16 protein-coding genes are annotated in these 17,879 nt (G+C 61.8%); 6 read left to right on the forward strand and 10 right to left on the reverse strand.

Annotation, left to right across the window (positions count from 1 at the left end):
- Positions 1-108 precede the first annotated feature (108 nt).
- From N5D53_RS05000 to N5D53_RS05030, 7 genes are all read right to left on the reverse strand, one after another.
- Complete coding sequence (locus N5D53_RS05000; protein ID WP_104962762.1) at positions 109-1,002, reverse strand: ABC transporter permease subunit; 894 nt, start codon at positions 1,000-1,002, stop codon at positions 109-111.
- Positions 999-1,919: an ABC transporter permease subunit gene (locus tag N5D53_RS05005; protein WP_003253736.1), complete on the reverse strand. Its 921-nt coding sequence runs from the start codon at positions 1,917-1,919 to the stop codon at positions 999-1,001. Before N5D53_RS05005 ends, N5D53_RS05000 begins: the two co-directional genes overlap by 4 nt.
- Positions 1,916-3,058, reverse strand: coding sequence for a polyamine ABC transporter ATP-binding protein (gene potA, locus N5D53_RS05010; protein ID WP_104962763.1), 1,143 nt, complete (start codon positions 3,056-3,058; stop codon positions 1,916-1,918). The genes N5D53_RS05005 and potA overlap by 4 nt, the downstream gene beginning before the upstream one ends.
- 72 nt (positions 3,059-3,130) lie before the next feature.
- Positions 3,131-4,225, reverse strand: coding sequence for a polyamine ABC transporter substrate-binding protein (locus N5D53_RS05015; RefSeq protein WP_104962764.1), 1,095 nt, complete (start codon positions 4,223-4,225; stop codon positions 3,131-3,133).
- A gap of 156 nt (positions 4,226-4,381) precedes the next feature.
- On the reverse strand, positions 4,382-5,479 hold the full coding sequence (locus N5D53_RS05020) for a polyamine ABC transporter substrate-binding protein (RefSeq protein ID WP_104962765.1): 1,098 nt from the start codon (positions 5,477-5,479) through the stop codon (positions 4,382-4,384).
- A 168-nt stretch (positions 5,480-5,647) separates the two neighbouring features.
- Complete coding sequence (locus N5D53_RS05025) at positions 5,648-7,009, reverse strand: aspartate aminotransferase family protein (RefSeq protein ID WP_010955709.1); 1,362 nt, start codon at positions 7,007-7,009, stop codon at positions 5,648-5,650.
- A 48-nt stretch (positions 7,010-7,057) separates the two neighbouring features.
- On the reverse strand, positions 7,058-8,416 hold the full coding sequence (locus N5D53_RS05030; protein WP_010955710.1) for a glutamine synthetase family protein: 1,359 nt from the start codon (positions 8,414-8,416) through the stop codon (positions 7,058-7,060).
- Positions 8,417-8,457: 41 nt separating this feature from the next.
- Between N5D53_RS05030 and N5D53_RS05035 the strand changes: the two genes are divergently transcribed.
- Positions 8,458-8,718: a hypothetical protein gene (locus tag N5D53_RS05035; protein ID WP_020193883.1), complete on the forward strand. Its 261-nt coding sequence runs from the start codon at positions 8,458-8,460 to the stop codon at positions 8,716-8,718.
- Positions 8,719-8,990: 272 nt separating this feature from the next.
- The gene (locus N5D53_RS05040) at positions 8,991-10,367 is read left to right on the forward strand and encodes a glutamine synthetase family protein (protein WP_010955711.1); all 1,377 of its coding nucleotides are present in this window, start codon (positions 8,991-8,993) and stop codon (positions 10,365-10,367) included.
- A gap of 152 nt (positions 10,368-10,519) precedes the next feature.
- On the opposite strand, the gene argA is transcribed toward N5D53_RS05040, so the two are convergent.
- Positions 10,520-11,818: an amino-acid N-acetyltransferase gene (gene argA / locus N5D53_RS05045; RefSeq protein WP_003253723.1), complete on the reverse strand. Its 1,299-nt coding sequence runs from the start codon at positions 11,816-11,818 to the stop codon at positions 10,520-10,522.
- A 124-nt stretch (positions 11,819-11,942) separates the two neighbouring features.
- Entirely contained in the window at positions 11,943-13,085 is a 1,143-nt protein-coding gene (gene argE, locus N5D53_RS05050) for an acetylornithine deacetylase (RefSeq protein ID WP_274139557.1), read from the reverse strand.
- Between the two features lie 116 nt (positions 13,086-13,201).
- On the opposite strand from argE, the gene N5D53_RS05055 reads away from it, so the two are divergent.
- Positions 13,202-14,569 (forward strand): CYTH domain-containing protein, encoded by a 1,368-nt coding sequence (locus N5D53_RS05055; protein ID WP_003253720.1) that lies wholly within the window; start codon positions 13,202-13,204, stop codon positions 14,567-14,569.
- A 165-nt stretch (positions 14,570-14,734) separates the two neighbouring features.
- Here the strand turns inward: N5D53_RS05055 and N5D53_RS05060 are convergent, their stop codons facing one another.
- A complete protein-coding gene (locus N5D53_RS05060; RefSeq protein ID WP_010955714.1) occupies positions 14,735-15,205 on the reverse strand; it encodes an Lrp/AsnC family transcriptional regulator in 471 nt (156 codons plus the stop codon).
- Between the two features lie 126 nt (positions 15,206-15,331).
- On the opposite strand from N5D53_RS05060, the gene N5D53_RS05065 reads away from it, so the two are divergent.
- The 3 genes from N5D53_RS05065 (at position 15,332) to N5D53_RS05075 (ending at position 17,872) form a co-directional block, all read left to right on the forward strand.
- Complete coding sequence (locus N5D53_RS05065; protein WP_010955715.1) at positions 15,332-15,637, forward strand: hypothetical protein; 306 nt, start codon at positions 15,332-15,334, stop codon at positions 15,635-15,637.
- A 158-nt stretch (positions 15,638-15,795) separates the two neighbouring features.
- The gene (locus tag N5D53_RS05070; RefSeq protein ID WP_279840162.1) at positions 15,796-17,469 is read left to right on the forward strand and encodes a GspE/PulE family protein; all 1,674 of its coding nucleotides are present in this window, start codon (positions 15,796-15,798) and stop codon (positions 17,467-17,469) included.
- 88 nt (positions 17,470-17,557) lie between these two features.
- Positions 17,558-17,872 (forward strand): DUF2388 domain-containing protein, encoded by a 315-nt coding sequence (locus N5D53_RS05075; protein WP_003253711.1) that lies wholly within the window; start codon positions 17,558-17,560, stop codon positions 17,870-17,872.
- Positions 17,873-17,879 lie beyond the last annotated feature (7 nt).

Here is a 17,879-nt window from a genome sequence, read left to right on the forward strand (position 1 = left end):
TTATGATATGCCGACTGAGCTAAGAATTTCTGGTGAGTACCAGCCAGGCAATTTCGGAGCCTGTACGAGCCTGTTCGCGGCACTGGCTCGCCGCGAACAGGCTCTATATCAGGCTGAAGCCGTGAGCTGGCTCGGGCGCTTGACCTGCGGCTGCGAAGCGTTGGCTGCAGCACCCTCTTCGATCGCCTGCTGAATCGCCTTGCGACGACGCTCTTCGGCCTGGCGGCTGAAGTACCAGACGAAAAAGGTCACCAGCGATACCGACAGCAAGATCAGGCTGGCCACGGCGTTGATCTCAGGCTTCACGCCCAGACGAACCGCCGAGAACACTTCCATCGGCAAGGTGGTCGAGCCAGGCCCGGAGACGAAGCTTGCCAAGACCAGGTCGTCCAGCGACAAGGCAAACGACATCATGCCGCCCGCCGCCAGCGATGGCGCGATCATCGGGATGGTGATCAGGAAGAACACCTTCCACGGCTTGGCACCCAGGTCCATCGCCGCTTCCTCGATCGACAGGTCCAGCTCACGCAGGCGAGCCGACACCACCACCGCCACATACGCCGCACAGAACGTTGTATGGGCGATCCAGATGGTGACGACACCACGCTCCTGCGGCCAGCCGATCATCTGCGCCATGGCCACGAACAGCAGCAACAGCGACAGACCGGTGATCACTTCGGGCATTACCAGCGGCGCAGTGACCAGGCCACCGAACAGCGTGCGGCCCTTGAAGCGGGTGACGCGGGTCAGCACGAAGGCCGCCAGGGTACCCAGCGCCACCGCTGCCACCGCCGTGTAGCAAGCGATTTCCAGCGAGCGCATCACCGAACCCATCAGCTGGGAGTTGTCGAGCAGGCCGACGTACCATTTGATCGACCAGCCGCCCCACACCGTCACCAGCTTGGAGGCGTTGAACGAGTAGATCACAAGGATCAGCATCGGCAAGTAGATGAACAGCAAGCCGAGCACCAGCATCAGCTTGGAGAAACTGAAGCGTTTCATGCGCGGCCCTCCATCTCTTTGGCCTGGCTACGGTTGAACAGCAGGATCGGCACGATCAGGATCGCCAGCATCACCACCGCCAGGGCGGATGCCACCGGCCAGTCACGGTTGTTGAAGAACTCCTGCCACAGCACTTTACCGATCATCAGGGTTTCCGGGCCGCCGAGCAGTTCCGGGATCACGAACTCGCCCACCACCGGGATGAACACCAGCATGCAGCCGGCGATGATGCCGTTTTTCGACAACGGTACCGTGATCTTCCAGAAGCTGTTGAAGGTGCTCGAACCCAGGTCGGAGGCAGCTTCGAGCAGGCTCGGATCATGCTTCACCAGGTTGGCGAACAGCGGCAGGATCATGAATGGCAGGTACGAATAGACAACGCCGATGTATACCGCCAGGTTGGTGTTGAGGATCTGCAACGGCTGGTCGATCAACCCGGTCCACAGGAGGAAACCGTTGAGCAGGCCGTTGTTGCTGAGAATACCCATCCAGGCATAGACGCGGATCAGGATCGCGGTCCAGGTTGGCATCATGATCAGCAACAGCAGGACCGTCTGGGTCTCCTTCTTGGCGTTGGCAATGGCGTAGGCCATCGGGAAGCCGATCAGCAGGCACAGCAGGGTGCTGAAGAACGCCATCTTCAACGAACCCAGATAGGCCGAGAGGTACAGCTCATCCTCGGTCAACAGCCCGTAGTTGGCCAGGTTGAGGACCAGCTGGATCTTGTCTTCGACGTAGGTGTAGATCTCGGTATACGGCGGAATTGCCACGTCAGCTTCGGCAAAACTGATCTTCAGGACGATGAAGAACGGCAGCATGAAGAACAGGAACAGCCAGATGAACGGCACGCCGATCACCAAGTGCCGCCCCTCCGGGACCAGACGCTGGAAGGCTCGCTTGAGCTTGCGCAGTTTCATGACCGCAGTACCACGCCGCTGTCGTCTTCCCACCATACGTACACTTCATCGCCCCAGGTAGGGCGGGTACCTTGGCGCTCGGCGTTGGCAACGAACGACTGGACGACCTTGCCGCTCGGCAGCTCCACATAGAACACCGAGTGGCCGCCCAGGTAGGCGATGTCGTGGATCTTGCCGCGCGACCAGTTGTGCTCGCAGGTTGGCTGCTGGGTGGTGACCAGCATCTTTTCCGGACGCAGGGCGTAGGTGATGTGCTTGTCTTCCACCGAGGTGGTGATGCCGTGGCCCACGTAGATCTTGCGCTCCAGCTCCGGGCTGGCAATGATCGCGTAGCCTTCGGCGTCGTCGACCACGTCACCTTCGAACAGGTTGACGTTACCGATGAACTCGCACACCAGGCGGCTGGTAGGTGTCTCGTAGATGTCCACTGGCGAACCGATCTGGGCGATCCAGCCCAGGTGCATGATGGCGATGCGCTGGGCCATGGTCATGGCCTCTTCCTGGTCGTGGGTCACCATCACGCAGGTTACCCCCACGCGCTCGATGATCTCGACCAGCTCCAGCTGCATCTGCGAACGCAGTTTCTTGTCCAGTGCCCCCATCGGCTCGTCGAGCAGCAGCAGTTTGGGCCGCTTGGCCAACGAGCGGGCCAACGCCACACGCTGACGCTGGCCGCCCGACAACTGGTGCGGCTTGCGCTTGGCGTACTGGGTCATGTGCACCAGCTTGAGCATCTCGGCCACGCGGGCATCGATCTCGGCCTTGGGCAGCTTGTCCTGCTGCAGGCCGAAGGCGATGTTCTGCGCCACGGTCATGTGCGGGAACAGCGCGTAGGACTGGAACATCATATTGATCGGCCGCTCGTAGGGCGGCATGTCGGTAATGTCGACGCCATCGAGGAAGATCCGACCTTCGGATGGGCGCTCGAAGCCGGCCAGCATGCGCAGCAAGGTAGACTTGCCGGAACCGGAGCCACCCAGCAAGGCGAATATCTCACCCTTGCGAATTTCCAGGGACACATCGTCCACGGCTACCGTTTCGTCGAACTTTTTCGTGACCCGGTCGATCTTGACCAGCACCTGCTTGGGTTGCTGGTCACCCTCGAGGGCTTTTTTATAGGCACCGGAGGCAACTGCCATGAGTGAAACTCCCAACAAGATTTTTGTGCCCGCGCGGCCAGACCTGCAGAGGCCGCCGCGGGTCTGGATTTTTTACTTGCCCGACTTGACCTTGGTCCAGCTACGGGTCATCAGCCGTTGCACCTTGGGTGGCAACTCTGAGTTCACGAACATCTTGTTCAGCACTTCCTGCGATGGGTAAACCGCAGCGTCAGTCCTCACGGCCTGGTCCATCAGGTCGCCAGCCTTGGGGTTCGGGTTGGCGTAACCGACGTAATCACTGACCTGGGCGATAACCTCAGGTTTCAGCAAATAGTTGATGAAGGCATGCGCCTCTTTGACGTTCTTGGCGTCCTTGGGGATCGCCAGCACGTCGAACCAGAGGTTGCCGCCTTCCTTGGGAATGGCGTAGGCCAGGTTCACGCCCTTCTTCGCTTCTTCTGCGCGGGCCTTGGCCTGGAACACATCACCCGAGAAACCTGCCGCGACGCAGATGTCGCCGTTGGCCAGGTCGGTGATGTACTTGGACGAGTGGAAGTAGGTCACGTACGGGCGCACGGCCAGCAGCTTCTGCTCGGCCTTGGCGTAATCCTTGGGGTCGGTGCTGTTCGGGTTGAGGCCCATGTAGTTGAGCACCGCTGGCAGCATTTCGTCCGCCGAGTCGAGGAAGGCCACACCGCACTTGGAGAGCTTCTTCATGTTTTCGGGTTCGAACAGCACGGCCCAGGAGTCGATGGTGTCCACGCCCAGCGCGGCCTTGACCTTGTCGACGTTGTAACCGATGCCGTTGGTACCCCACAGGTAAGGCACCGCGTACTGGTTGCCCGGGTCGTTCTTTTCCAGGCGCTTCATCAACGCCGGGTCGAGATTGGAATAGTTGGGCAGCAGGTTCTTGTCGAGCTTCTGAAAGGCGCCCGCCTTGATCTGCTTGCCGAGGAAATGGTTGGACGGCACCACCACGTCATAGCCGGTGTTACCGGCCAGCAGCTTGCCTTCCAGGGTTTCGTTGGAGTCGAACACATCTTGCACAGGCTTGATGCCCGTGGCTTTCTCGAAGTCCGCGAGTGTGGTGGGGCCGATGTAGTCGGACCAGTTATAGAAGTGCACCGTCGGCGCCGCTTGGACGCTGCATGCCAGCGTCAGGCCCGCGCCAGCCATCAAGGCCTTGCGGAATACAGAAATAGACAAGTGGGGGTCCTCACAATCAGTGCCTGGGTAGCGACAATGCTGCCGCACACGCAAAACCGGCGCGCAACTTAACTTCGCAGCTTCGATGCCGCAATCATCAATTACCTTTCAATGGCTCTGGGCCGAAAAACCCGGCCCAGAGCTGTCGCATCGGGCTTACTTGCCCGACTTGATCTTCGTCCAGCTGCGGGTGATCACTCGCTGCACAGAAGCGTCAGGCGCAGCGATCGCGTACAGCTGCTTCTTCACTTCGGCAGGCGGGTAGATGCTCGGGTCGCTGGTGATGTCTTTGTCCACGAACTGGGTAGCAGCAGCGTTACCGTTCGGGAAGCGCACGGCGTTGGTGATTTCAGCCATGATTTCCGGCTGCATCAGGAAGTTCATGAACTGATAGGCAGCGTCTTTATGTTCGGCATCTTTCGGGATGGCGACCATGTCGTAGAAAGTACCGGCACCTTCCTTCGGAATGACGTAGTCCACTTTGACCTTGTCGCCCGCTTCATGGGCACGGGCCTTGGACTGCTCCAGGTCACCCGAGTAACCGACGGCTACACAGATGTTGCCGTTGGCCATGTCGCCGATGTACTTGGACGAGTGGAAGTAGGTGATCGAAGGACGGATCTTGAGGAACAGGTCCTCGGCGGCCTTCAGGTCTTCTTTCTTGGTGCTGTCGGTCGGCTTGCCGAGGTAGTGCAGCGCAGCCGGGAGCATTTCGGTCGGGGCGTCGAGGAAGCTCACGCCGCAGCTCTTGAGCTTGGCGATGTTCTCAGGCTTGAACACCACGTCCCACGAATCGATCTTGTCCACGCCCAGCGCAGCCTTGACCTTCTCCGGGTTGTAGCCAATGCCGATCGAGCCCCACATATAAGGGAAGGCATGCTTGTTGTCCTTGTCGCTGGCATCGCCAACGGCCTTGAGCAGGTCAGGATCGAGGTTCTTCCAGTTCGGCAGCTTGGAACGGTCCAGCTCCTCGTACACGCCCGCCTTGATCTGCTTGGCCAGGAAATTGTTCGAAGGCACGACGATGTCATAGCCCGACTTGCCTGCCAGCAGCTTGGCTTCCAGGGTTTCGTTGCTGTCGAAGACGTCGTACTTGACCTTGATCCCCGTCTGCTTCTCGAACTTGGCGATGGTGTCCGGAGCGATGTAGTCCGACCAGTTATAGACGTTCAACACTTTGTCTTCAGCCTGAACAGCGGAGGCCATGGCACCCATCAGGGCGGCGGCCAGCAACGTCTTGCCCATTTTATTCATGCGTAATGCTCCAGATTTTTTATTTAGCAACTGTCCAGCAGCCAGAACCCACGGTGCAGAGCGCGCGGCGACTGAAACAGTCGCTAGTCTGGCAAGTTACAAGGCCCTGTATCAAGGAAAGCAGGGCCATGTAACGACTTAATGTCACAACGCTAGCCTAGCAAACGCTTATTGAATCGCCTCAAGGGTCAGGTCCAGGCACTTGCGCGCCTTTTCCACCAGTTCGTCGATCTCCGCATGGCTGATTACCAGCGGCGGCGCGATGATCATGGTGTCACCCACCGCACGCATGATCAGGCCGTTCTCGAAGCAGAAGGTGCGACAGATCATGCCAACGCCCTTGCCCTCGTAACGGCTGCGGGTGGCCTTGTCCTTGACCAGCTCGATCGCTCCCAGCATGCCCAGGCCGCGCACTTCACCCACCAGTGGATGGTCTTGCAGCTCGCGCAAACGCTTTTGCAAATACGGTGCCGCTTCCGTGCGCGCCTTCTCGACAATCTTCTCGTCACGCAGAATGCGCAGGTTTTCCAGGCCCACCGCGGCCGCCACCGGGTGGCCGGAGTAGGTGAAACCGTGGTTGAAGTCGCCGCCTTCGCTGATCACCTTGGCCACGGTGTCACGCACGATCACACCGCCCATGGGGATGTAACCGGAGGTCAGGCCTTTCGCGATGGTCATCAGGTCGGGCTTGAGGTCGTAGTAGTCCGAGCCGAACCACTCGCCGGTACGGCCGAAGCCGCAGATCACCTCGTCGGCGACGAACAGGATGTCGTACCTGGCGAGGATCTCCTTCACCTTCGGCCAGTAGGTTTCCGGCGGGATGATCACACCGCCAGCGCCCTGGATCGGCTCGGCGATGAAGGCAGCGACGTTGTCTTCGCCGACTTCGAGGATCTTCTTCTCCAACTGCTCGGCGGCCCAGACACCGAATTCGTCAGGGGTCATGTCGCCTCCCTCGCCGAACCAGTACGGCTGAGGGATGTGCACGATGCCCGGGATCGGCAGGCCACCCTGCTCGTGCATGCCGCTCATGCCGCCCAGGCATGCACCGGCGAAGGTGGAGCCGTGGTAACCGTTGATGCGGCCGATGATGGTCTGCTTGTGCGGTTTGCCCTTCAGCGCCCAGTAGTGACGCACCATGCGCAGCACAGTGTCGTTGCCTTCGGAGCCGGAGCCGGTGAAGAACACATGGGTCATACCTTTCGGCGCCACGTCGGTGATCGCCTTGGCCAGCTCGAGCGCAGGCGGGTGAGCGGTCTGGAAGAACAGGTTGTAGTACGGCAGCTCGCGCATCTGTTTTTCCGCCGCCTGCACCAGCTCTTCACGTCCGTAGCCGACCGCCACGCACCATAGACCGGCCATACCGTCGAGGATCTTGTGCCCCTCGCTATCCCACAAATGCACACCCTGGGCCTTGGTGATGATGCGCGGCCCCTTCTCCTTCAGCTGCTTGTAGTCACTGAAAGGTGCGAGGTGATGCTCCCCGCTCAGGGTTTGCCATTCACGGGTTTGCGGGTTGTTGACGCTCATGTGCTTCTCCGTTATTGGACCGCCGCGCTCCTGCGGCACCAGGGTTGATCAGACAGCGAACAGCAGGAACTCACGCTCCCACGAACTGATGACGCGCTTGAAGTTTTCATGCTCGGCGCGCTTGGTAGCGACATACCCGGTAATGAATTTCTTGCCCAGGTACTGCACCAGCGCACGGCTGTTTTCCATGCGTTCCAAGGCGTCTTCGATGGTCAGGGGCAGGCGCAGGTTGCGGCGTTCGTAACCACGGCCCTGCACTGGCGCGCTGGCCTCGATACCTTCGACCATGCCGATGTAGCCACACAGCAGGCTGGCGGCGATGGCCAGGTACGGGTTGGCGTCGGCGCCCGGCAGGCGGTTTTCGACGCGCCGGCTTTGCGGGCCGGCATCCGGTACGCGCAGGCCGACGGTGCGGTTTTCTTCGCCCCACTCCACGTTCACCGGCGCCGAAGTGTCGGGCAGGAAGCGGCGGAACGAGTTGACGTTGGGCGCGAACAGCGGCAGCGCCTCGGGGATGAACTTCTGCAGGCCGCCAATATGGTTGAGGAACAGCGCGCTCATGCTGCCGTCTTCATTGCTGAAGATGTTCTTGCCGGTGGCCACGTCGACCACACTCTGGTGCAGGTGCATGGCACTGCCCGGCTCGCCGGTCATCGGTTTGGCCATGAAGGTGGCAGCCACGTTGTGCTTGAGCGCCGCCTCGCGCATGGTGCGCTTGAACACCAGGATCTGGTCGGCCAGGTGCAGGGCGTCGCCGTGACGGAAGTTGATTTCCATCTGCGCCGTGCCGTCTTCGTGGATCAGCGTGTCGAGGTCCAGCTGCTGCAGCTCGCACCAGTCGTAGACGTCTTCGAACAGCGGGTCGAATTCGTTGGCAGCTTCGATCGAGAACGACTGACGGCCGGTTTCCGGGCGACCGGAACGGCCTACCGGGGGCTGCAGCGGAAAGTCCGGGTCTTCGCTGCGCTTGGTCAGGTAGAACTCCATCTCCGGTGCGACGATCGGCTGCCAGCCCTTGTCGGCGTATAGCTTGAGCACTTTCTTCAGCACGTTGCGCGGCGACAGTTCGACCGGGTTGCCCTTCTTGTCGTAGGTGTCGTGGATGACCTGTGCGGTCGGCTCGATGGCCCACGGGACGAGGAACACAGCGTTCTCGTCAGGGCGGCAGATCATGTCGATGTCTGCCGGGTCGAGCAGTTCGTAATAGATGTCGTCGTCGACGTAGTCGCCGGTCACGGTCTGCAGCAGCACGCTCTCGGGCAGCCGCATGCCTTTTTCAGCGATGAATTTGTTGGTTGGCGAAATCTTGCCGCGCGTGATGCCGGTCAGGTCGCTGATCATGCATTCGACTTCGGTGATCTTGTGCTCTTTCAACCAATCGGTGAGCTGGTCGAGGTTGTTACTCATAAATACCTCAGGAGGTAAGGTGGTCCGCGACTTGATTCTGGATGGAGTCGATTGCTAAAGCAAAAACCCACGCGCAGAGCCACAGTGGATACACTGAAATCAGCTGTGTCCGTAATGAGTTCAAAAGGCAGGAAGGTGAAGCGAAAGGCGGCAAGCCGCTGCGAGGACCGGTCCGGGAACGCGAAACGTCAATTATTGCGGCCAGGGCGACCACGCCATTGACGAAGCTTGCAAAAACGACGGATGTACCCGATGGCACTGCACAGGCAATGCTTTCAGGTCGCGGCAAGCGAACCATGTGACCCTCGTATTATTGTGTTTTGGGTTGAAACCGAGCTTAGCCTTGTTCATTTTTTTACACAACACCTCCGTAAAAAATAAAACACGGCGCACCGGAGATAGCCCTTTACCCGGGAAATAGCGGATAATGGATTGCCCCGATATGCAGCAAATCTGCCGTAGATGTGCCATTTCAGGGCATCATGGGGTCGGCTTGACATCAGTATCTCTTTTCGATTGACTGGTCTTGCAAGCCCCCCTTGATTGATATTTTTAACAACAAAGGTGTTGCATCATGTCGGTACCCCCGCGTGCCGTTCAGCTTAACGAAGCGAACGCGTTCCTTAAGGAACATCCTGAGGTTCTCTACGTTGACCTTCTGATTGCAGATATGAATGGTGTGGTGCGTGGCAAGCGCATAGAGCGCACCAGCCTCCACAAGGTTTACGAGAAAGGCATCAATCTGCCGGCCTCCCTCTTTGCCCTGGACATCAACGGTTCCACCGTCGAAAGCACCGGGCTGGGCCTGGACATCGGCGATGCTGACCGCATCTGCTATCCAATCCCCGACACGCTCTGTAACGAGCCATGGCAAAAGCGCCCCACCGCCCAGCTGCTGATGACCATGCACGAGCTGGAAGGCGAGCCGTTCTTCGCCGACCCGCGCGAAGTGCTGCGTCAGGTGGTGACCAAGTTCGACGAACTGGGCCTGACTATCTGCGCCGCATTCGAGCTGGAGTTCTACCTGATCGACCAGGAGAACGTGAACGGCCGCCCGCAGCCACCACGCTCGCCAATTTCGGGCAAACGCCCGCAGTCGACCCAGGTGTACCTGATCGACGACCTCGACGAATATGCCGACTGCCTGCAGGACATCCTCGAAGGCGCGAAAGAACAAGGCATCCCGGCCGACGCCATCGTCAAGGAAAGCGCCCCGGCGCAGTTCGAAGTCAACCTGCACCACGTGGCCGACCCGCTCAAGGCCTGCGACTACGCGGTACTGCTCAAGCGGTTGATCAAGAACATCGCCTACGACCATGAAATGGACACCACCTTCATGGCCAAGCCCTACCCGGGCCAGGCAGGCAACGGCCTGCACGTGCACATTTCCGTGCTGGACAAAGATGGCAACAACATCTTCACCAGCGAGGATCCCGAGCAGAACGCCGCGCTACGTCACGCTGTCGGCGGTGTGCTCGAGACCCTGCCCGCGTCCATGGCCTTCCTTTGCCCGAACGTCAACTCGTACCGCCGCTTTGGCGCGCAGTTCTACGTGCCGAACGCGCCAAGCTGGGGCCTGGACAACCGCACCGTAGCGCTGCGCGTACCGACCGGCTCGGCCGATGCCGTGCGCATCGAGCACCGCGTCGCCGGGGCCGACGCCAACCCGTACCTGATGATGGCTGCCGTACTGGCTGGCGTGCACCATGGCCTGACCAACAAGATCGAGCCAGGCGCGCCGATCGAAGGCAACTCGTACGAGCAGCTGGAGCAGAGCCTGCCGAACAACCTGCGCGATGCCCTGCGCGAGCTGGACGACAGCGAGATCCTGAACAAGTACATCGATCCGAAGTACATCGACATCTTTGTCGCGTGCAAGGAAAGCGAGCTGGAAGAGTTCGAGCACTCGATCTCCGACCTCGAGTACAACTGGTACCTGCATACCGTGTAAACGAAAACGCCGCCCCTCAAGGGCGGCGTTTTTGTTTGAGACCGGTGTCGCCCTCTTCGCGGGCTCGCCCGCTCCCACAGGGTTATTTCGAGGGCTGAAGCCTGTAACTTACCTGTGGGAGCGGGCGTGCCCGCGAAGAGGGCGGCCCAGGCTTACAGGGGCTTCTCGAAAATCTTCGAATTGCGCTGGTAGTTGTACAGCGAAGCCCGCGCCGCCGGCAGCCGCTCCACGCCACTCGGCGCAAAGCCGCGCTCGCGGAACCAGTGCGCAGTGCGCGTAGTCAGCACGAACAAAGTACTCAAGCCCATCTGCCGTGCCCGGCTCTCGATGCGTTCCAGCAGCTCATCGCCACGCCCGCCATGGCGGTACTCCGGGTTCACCGCCAGGCAAGCCAGCTCCCCGGCTTCGGAATCGGCAATCGGGTACAGCGCCGCACAGGCGATGATCATGCCCTCGCGCTCGACCACGCTGAACTGCTCGATCTCTCGCTCCAGCACTTCGCGCGAACGGCGCACCAGGATGCCCTGCTCTTCCAGCGGGCTGATCAACTCCAGCAGGCCACCGACGTCCTCGATGGTCGCCTCGCGCACCACTTCGAACTGCTCCTGCGACACCAGCGTACCGCCACCGCCCCGTGTGAACAGCTCGGTGAGCAGCGCGCCGTCCTCGGCATAGCTGACGATATGGCTGCGCGCCACACCGCCTTTGCAAGCCTCGGCCGCAGCATCCAGCAGTTCGCCCTGGTAGTCGCTGCCTAGACGCTGCAGATGCGGAGCAACCTGCTGCGGACGCAGTTCGCGCACCAACCTACCGTCAGCGTCCAACAGGCCCGGCTCGGCGCCGAACAGCAGCAACTTGTCGGCGCCCAGTTCGATGGCCGCGCGGGTAGCCACGTCTTCGCAGGCCAGGTTGAAGATTTCCCCGGTAGGCGAGTAGCCCAAGGGCGACAACAGCACGATGGAACGCTCGTCGAGCAGGCGGCTGATGCCCTTGCGGTCGACCCGGCGCACTTCGCCAGTGTGGTGGTAATCCACGCCTTCGAGCACGCCGATCGGCCGCGCGGTGACCAGGTTGCCGGAGGCCACGCGCAGGCGCGAGCCCTGCATCGGCGAAGCGGCGATGTCCATCGACAGCCGCGCTTCAATGGCCAGGCGCAGGGCGCCGACGGCATCGATCACGCAGTCCAGGGTGGCCGCATCAGTAATACGCATGCCCCGGTGGTAGTGCGGGGTCAGGCCGCGATCGGCCAGCCGGCTTTCGATCTGCGGGCGCGAGCCATGCACCAGCACCAGCCGCACGCCGAGGCTGTGCAGCAGCACCAGGTCGTGGACGATATTGCCGAAATTAGGGTGTTCCACCCCATCGCCAGGGAGCATGACCACGAAGGTGCAGTCGCGATGGGCATTGATATAGGGGGATGCATGACGCAGCCAGTTGACGTAATCGGGCATGACAGGGCCTGTGGATAAGTGGACGGAGAACGGCGATGCAGGGGGCGTTCAGGATCATCGTCGGAACAGGCTTGCGGTCACGCGCGGTCTCCTCTAGGCAGGAACGAATCAGTTCGATTGACGTTTAGTGCAGGCAATAGTGCCGGATCAGGTCACGCAATAGACGCACGGTAGGCTCGATTCGTGACATTTCAAGGTATTCGCCGGGCTGGTGGGCACAGGCAATGTCGCCAGGGCCCAGCACGATGGTCTGGCAGCCCAGTTGCTGAAGATAAGGTGCTTCGGTGCCGAACGCCACCGCTTCAGCGCGATGGCCGGTCAGGCGCTCCGCGACCTGTACCAGCTCGACATCGGCAGCCTGCTCGAACGGCGGCACCTCCGGGAACAGCGGCGCATAGTCGATGCGCACCTCATGGCGCTCGGCCACGGGTACCAGCTTTTCGCGAATGGCCGCGCGCAGCTGGTCCACGTCCATGCCCGGCAGCGGCCGCAGGTCGAACTCCAGGGCGCACTGGCCGCAGATACGGTTGGGGTTGTCGCCGCCGTGGATGCAGCCGAAGTTCATGGTCGGGGTCGGCACGGTGAATTGCGGGTTGCTATAGGTTTGTTGCCACTGCTGGCGCAGGCCCATCAGCTCGCCCATGACCGCATGCATGGCCTCCATGGCGCTGCGGCCCAGGCTTGGGTCCGACGAATGGCCGCTGCGACCGAGGATGTCGATGCGGTCCATGAGGATGCCCTTGTGCATGCGGATCGGCCGCAGCCCGGTAGGCTCACCGATGATCGCTGCACGGCCCAGTGGCCGGCCGGCCTCGGCCAGGGCACGGGCGCCGGACATGGAGCTTTCTTCATCGCAGGTGGCAAGGATCAGCAGCGGCTCCTTGAAGTCGTGCTCCAGCAGCGGGATGACCGCTTCGATGACCAGGGCGAAGAAGCCCTTCATGTCGCAGCTGCCCAGGCCGACCCAACGGCCATCGGTCTCGGTCAGCTTCAGCGGGTCGCTGGCCCACAGCTGTTCGTCATAGGGCACAGTATCGCTGTGCCCGGCCAGCACCAGCCCTCCCGGGCCCGTGCCACGGCTGGCCAGCAGGTTGAACTTGCCGGGGCTGACCTGCTGGATATCGCACTTGAAACCCAGGTCGCCCAGCCAACCGGCCAGCAGGTAGATAACCTGGCGGTTGGACTGGTCCAGCGCAGGTTGGGTACAGCTGACCGAAGGCGCGGCGATCAAGGCGGCAAACTGGTCTTTCAGCGTCGGCAACGGCATGCGCGTACTCCTCGGAAACGTTGCCCATCATAGGACTATCCGCTGTCTGGAATAAACCGTTGAGGGCTGACTGCTGTAGACTCTCTGCCAACCACGCCCCCTCTTTCGAGTCTGTGATGCACAAAGAAACCGAACTGAAGCTCCGCGCCAGCCGCGAGACCCTTGCCGCCCTGCGCGAGCACCCTCTGCTGAAAAAGCGCAACAAGTCCGGCTGGCAGACCCGTGAACTGCTCAACCAGTACTTCGACACCCCCGAGCGTGAGCTGTCCGCCGCCCGTGTCGCCCTGCGCCTGCGCCGCGATGGCGACGCTGTCATTCAAACCCTCAAGTGCCGCGGCCAGAGCGTGGCCGGCCTGTCCGAGCGCAACGAGTACGAATGGAACCTGGACAAGGTCAAGCTCGACCTGAAGAAGCTGGACGCCACCTGCTGGCCCGAGCAACTGGCCAACCTGGACAAGAAAACCATCAAGCCGCTGTTCACCACCGACTTCAGCCGTGAATACGCCGAAATCGCCTGGGGCCGTGGCAAGAGCAAGGTGGTGATCGAGGCTGCACTGGACCAAGGCTTCGTGATCGCCGGCAAGCGCAAGGAAGAGATCTGCGAGCTGGAGCTGGAACTGCGCGAGGGTGAACCGCAAGCACTACTGGAACTGGCCGCAGAACTTGCCGCCAGCCTGCCACTGATGCCGTGCGACATCAGCAAGGCTGAGCGCGGTTACCGCCTGCTGGAACCGGACAGCTACGAGCTGGACCTGCCGCACACCGCGCTGGAAGCCGAAATGGCCCTGGACGACGCCTATGCCGCCCTCGCCTGGCAGCTGCTGGGCAGCAGCCAGCGCCTGGCCGAGCAGTACCGCCACAACGGCCACTGGCGCCTGCTCCAGGACTGGGTCGAGTGCCTGAGCGAGCTGCGCGCGCTCACCGCCAGCCTGGGCCAGGCAGCACCGCGCGCCACCACCCGCGACCTGCGCGCCAGCCTTGATGCCTTGCTTGAAGACTGGCGCCCGCTGGTTCAGGCCGGCAACGATGACGAAGACATCCGTCGCGCCGCGCCCGAGCAGTTTGCCGAAGAGCTGGAAGACGTACGCTGGGGCCAGTTCTCGCTGGAAACCTCACGCTGGCTGATGGCCCGGACCTGGACCGCAGAGCGCAAGGGCCGCGGCGAACGCCAGGGCAAGGCGCAACTGGCCAGCTGGCTGGGGCACCTGCTGGGCGAGGAAGGCCGCGCACTGAAGCTGCCGCTGTACACCCAGCGCCCGGAAGACCTGGCCGAGCAGCTGCCACGTATCGAGCAGCTTCTGGCCTGGCTGCACCACGCCCGCCAGGTGCTGGAAGCGCCGCAAATGGACCGCTTGTACGGCGACCTGAAAAAGCTGCACGAGCTGGCCGAGCAGCCCATCAGCGATGAAGTGCTGGAAGCGCGTATCGAACAGGCTCGAGCGGTCGACCAGAGCCGCGGCTGGAAGCACCTGCTCAAGGCGTGATACCGCGTCGCCTGCTTCGCGGGTAAACCCGCTCCTACAAAGGTTCGCGCCAGGCGTAAGGCCGGTGTAGGCGCGGGTTTACCCGCGAATGGCCTCACCGGTGTAGGCACGGTTTACCCGCGAATGGCCTCACCGGTGTAGGAGCGGGTTTACCCGCGAATGGCTTCACCGCGGTAGCGGCAGGCTAGTGGTGGACTTGATCTCGGAAAGCGCCACAATCGAGTTCACCTCCTGAATCCCCGGCACGTTCGACAGTTTTTCGAAGAAGAACCGCTCGTAGGCCTCGATGTCCGACGTGACGATTCGCAGCAGAAAGTCCACGGCCCCCATCAGCACATAACACTCCAGCACCTCAGGGAACCCGCGGATCGCCTCGGTGAACTCGGTAAAGTTGGAGCGCCCATGGGCGTTCAGTTTTACTTCGGCGAAAATCTGCGTGTTCAGGCCGACCTTCTTGCGGTCCAGCAAGGTCACCTGCCCACGAATCACCCCCTCTTCCTTCAAGCGCTGAATGCGCCGCCAGCACGGCGATTGCGACAGCCCGACGCGCTCGGCGATCTGTGCACTGGACAGCGAAGCGTCCTCCTGCAGCAGCTCGAGGATGCGACGGTCGTAGGCGTCCAGCTCGCTGTGCATTATTTATTCTCCACACCATATTTTCTTGAATAAAAAAATTCGCCAACAGGGCAAAATCACCCAATCATAGCGAAAAAATACCGCCAGCAACGTGCAAGAATTTCTCCCTCATTTGCGGAGACCAGTATGAACGCACAGCCCCGTACCGACGCCTGGGCCGCCAACAACGCCCACAGCACCGTGCACTATCGCCTGCAGGCCGAGGCCGAGCCCGATAGCCTGTGCCGGGTGCTCAACCTGTTCGCCTTGCAGTTCCTGACCCCGCATAGCGTGCAGGTCAGCCAGCAGGATGACTGGCTGGATATCGAAATCGGCATTGGCGGGTTGAGCTGGCACCGGGCCGAAGTCATTGCACAGAAACTGCGTAACCTGGTGTGTGTGGGTGAGGTGAGCCTGACCAACTTGCAGCGAGTGGCGTTGGCAGTGGTCTGAACCACCCTTCAAGGCCCGTGCGATCCCTGTAGGAGCGGGTTCACCCGCGAAGCGTCCGGTACAGGCGCAGCAAAATCCCGAAACCTTTCACCTCCGATAGCCTCCCGCCGCCAGGCTAGCCTTGATCAGCACTACCCGATCAGGCACGGACGCCAACCATGCACACCCCCGACAACCCCGCACTCGACCTCAAGCGCGTGCTCCAGGCCCTGCTCGCTGACCAGCACCTGCACGCCAGCGATACCCTGCAAGTACTCGAGCACGCCGCTGCCCACCCCGCTAGCCACCCGCTGGAGCACATCGCCGCCTGCAGCCTGGAAAGCCGCCAGCACCCCGGCCAGCCCCTGGACTTGGAGCACCTTTGCCAGTGGCTGGCCGACAAGGTCGGCCAACCCTACCTGCGCATCGACCCCATGCAACTCGACCTGCCCCAGGTCACCAGCCTGATCTCCCCAGCCTTCGCCCAGCGCCACGGCATCCTCATCGTCGCGGCCGATGCCTCCAGCGTCACCGTCGCCAGCGCCCAGCCTTTCCAGAATGACTGGCAGGCCGACCTGGCCCGCAGCCTCGGCCGGTCGATCCGTCGCGTACTGGCCAGCCCGCAGCAGATCCGTCAGTCAGCGCAGTCGTTCCACCGCCTGGCCCAGTCGGTAAAAGGCGCGCAATATCAGCAGTCGGCGAGCCTGGGGGAACTTGAGCAATTGCTTGAGCTGGGCAAACGCCAGACCGAGGCCAGCGCAGACGACGCGCATATCGTGCATATCGTCGACTGGCTGTTGCAGTACGCCATCGAGCAACGCGCCAGCGATATCCACCTGGAACCACGCCGCGAACAGGGCCAGCTGCGCTACCGCATCGATGGCCTGCTGCACACCGTCTATGCCTTCCCCGCCGGGGTCACCCTGGCCCTCGTCAGCCGCCTGAAACACCTGGGCCGCATGGACGTTGCAGAGAAGCGACGGCCGCAGGACGGCCGGCTGCAAAGCCGCCTACCCGGTGGTGGCCAAGTGGAGCTGCGGCTTTCGACCCTGCCCACCCCGTTTGGCGAGAAACTGGTGCTGCGCCTGTTCGACCCGCACCAGTTGCAAGAGGGCTTCGACCGCCTTGGCCTGCACGGCCAGCAACTGGCCCAATGGCAGCGCCTGCTACGTCAGCGCCAAGGCATCATCCTGGTCACCGGCCCCACCGGCTCCGGCAAAACCAGCACGCTGTACACCAGCCTCAAACTGCTGGCCACCCCACAGGTCAACCTGTGCACCATCGAAGACCCGATCGAGCGCCTGGAGCCTGCCTTCAACCAGCTGCAGGTGCAGCCCGCGCTGGACCTGGGGTTTGCCAACGCGGTCAGGGCCATGCTGCGCCAAGATCCCGATATCATCATGATCGGCGAAATTCGCGACCGCGAAACCGCCCTGGTGGCAGTTCAGGCAGCGCTGACCGGGCACCTGGTACTGTCCACCCTGCATACCAACGACGCTTGTGCAGCGATTACCCGCTTGCAAGAGCTGGGTGTGGCCGACTACCTGATCAAGGCAACGCTTATCGGGGTGATGGCCCAGCGCCTGGTGCGGACTGTCTGCACCGACTGCCAGGCAGGTTCATCAGCCACCTGCCGAGCCTGCCGCGGCACCGGTTTTCAGGGGCGCACGGGATTATTCGAACTGCTCGAGCCCAGCGACACCTTGCGCGCATTGATCGGCCCTGATGCCGACCTGACCCGTTTGCGGCGCCAGGCGCTGGCCGATGGCCTGGTTGACCTGCGCCGTTGCGGCGAGGCCAAGGTGGCCGCTGGGCAGACCCGTGCCGAGGAAGTGCTGCGCGTCTGCAACTGACGAAAAGTCCTTTGTATTCAAGGAACTTGCCTTGCCCGAAAAGATCCAAGCGCGCATCTTCAACCATCACCCTTCGAGGTGTTTCAACATGCGTCTCAAAACCGCCATTGCCGCCGCTACCTTGCTTTCGCTGCCTCTTGGCTCGGCCATGGCCGATACCTTCTGGCGTAACGTGATGACTTCCGGTGCTACCACGGCGTCGAGCTACCTGACCTCGCGGGATCACAAGCTGGTAGTGGCCGCGCAGGATGACGCCAGCAGCTTCGTCGCCAGCGAAGGCGCGATCCGCGGGCCGTTCCTGGAAGCGGCCATGCGCGAGGCAAGGGCAGAGAACCCAGGGATGCAGGCTTCCGACATGGAGTTGGCCAATGCCATCCTGGCCAAGAATGCGGTAGCCGAGTAACTGCGTC

The organism is Pseudomonas sp. GD03862 (genome assembly GCF_029840855.1).
Taxonomy (GTDB): domain Bacteria; phylum Pseudomonadota; class Gammaproteobacteria; order Pseudomonadales; family Pseudomonadaceae; genus Aquipseudomonas; species Aquipseudomonas alloputida.

Coding starts and splice junctions, on each gene's coding strand:
- argA (WP_003253723.1), bottom strand. CDS start 11,818: ATGCCCGATTACGTCAACTGGCTGCGTCATGCATCCCCCTATATCAAT.
- potA (WP_104962763.1), bottom strand. CDS start 3,058: ATGGCAGTTGCCTCCGGTGCCTATAAAAAAGCCCTCGAGGGTGACCAG.
- N5D53_RS05040 (WP_010955711.1), top strand. CDS start 8,991: ATGTCGGTACCCCCGCGTGCCGTTCAGCTTAACGAAGCGAACGCGTTC.
- N5D53_RS05060 (WP_010955714.1), bottom strand. CDS start 15,205: ATGCACAGCGAGCTGGACGCCTACGACCGTCGCATCCTCGAGCTGCTG.
- N5D53_RS05000 (WP_104962762.1), bottom strand. CDS start 1,002: ATGAAACGCTTCAGTTTCTCCAAGCTGATGCTGGTGCTCGGCTTGCTG.
- N5D53_RS05005 (WP_003253736.1), bottom strand. CDS start 1,919: ATGAAACTGCGCAAGCTCAAGCGAGCCTTCCAGCGTCTGGTCCCGGAG.
- N5D53_RS05055 (WP_003253720.1), top strand. CDS start 13,202: ATGCACAAAGAAACCGAACTGAAGCTCCGCGCCAGCCGCGAGACCCTT.
- argE (WP_274139557.1), bottom strand. CDS start 13,085: ATGCCGTTGCCGACGCTGAAAGACCAGTTTGCCGCCTTGATCGCCGCG.
- N5D53_RS05065 (WP_010955715.1), top strand. CDS start 15,332: ATGAACGCACAGCCCCGTACCGACGCCTGGGCCGCCAACAACGCCCAC.
- N5D53_RS05030 (WP_010955710.1), bottom strand. CDS start 8,416: ATGAGTAACAACCTCGACCAGCTCACCGATTGGTTGAAAGAGCACAAG.
- N5D53_RS05075 (WP_003253711.1), top strand. CDS start 17,558: ATGCGTCTCAAAACCGCCATTGCCGCCGCTACCTTGCTTTCGCTGCCT.
- N5D53_RS05035 (WP_020193883.1), top strand. CDS start 8,458: ATGGAGTCGATTGCTAAAGCAAAAACCCACGCGCAGAGCCACAGTGGA.
- N5D53_RS05020 (WP_104962765.1), bottom strand. CDS start 5,479: ATGAATAAAATGGGCAAGACGTTGCTGGCCGCCGCCCTGATGGGTGCC.
- N5D53_RS05070 (WP_279840162.1), top strand. CDS start 15,796: ATGCACACCCCCGACAACCCCGCACTCGACCTCAAGCGCGTGCTCCAG.
- N5D53_RS05025 (WP_010955709.1), bottom strand. CDS start 7,009: ATGAGCGTCAACAACCCGCAAACCCGTGAATGGCAAACCCTGAGCGGG.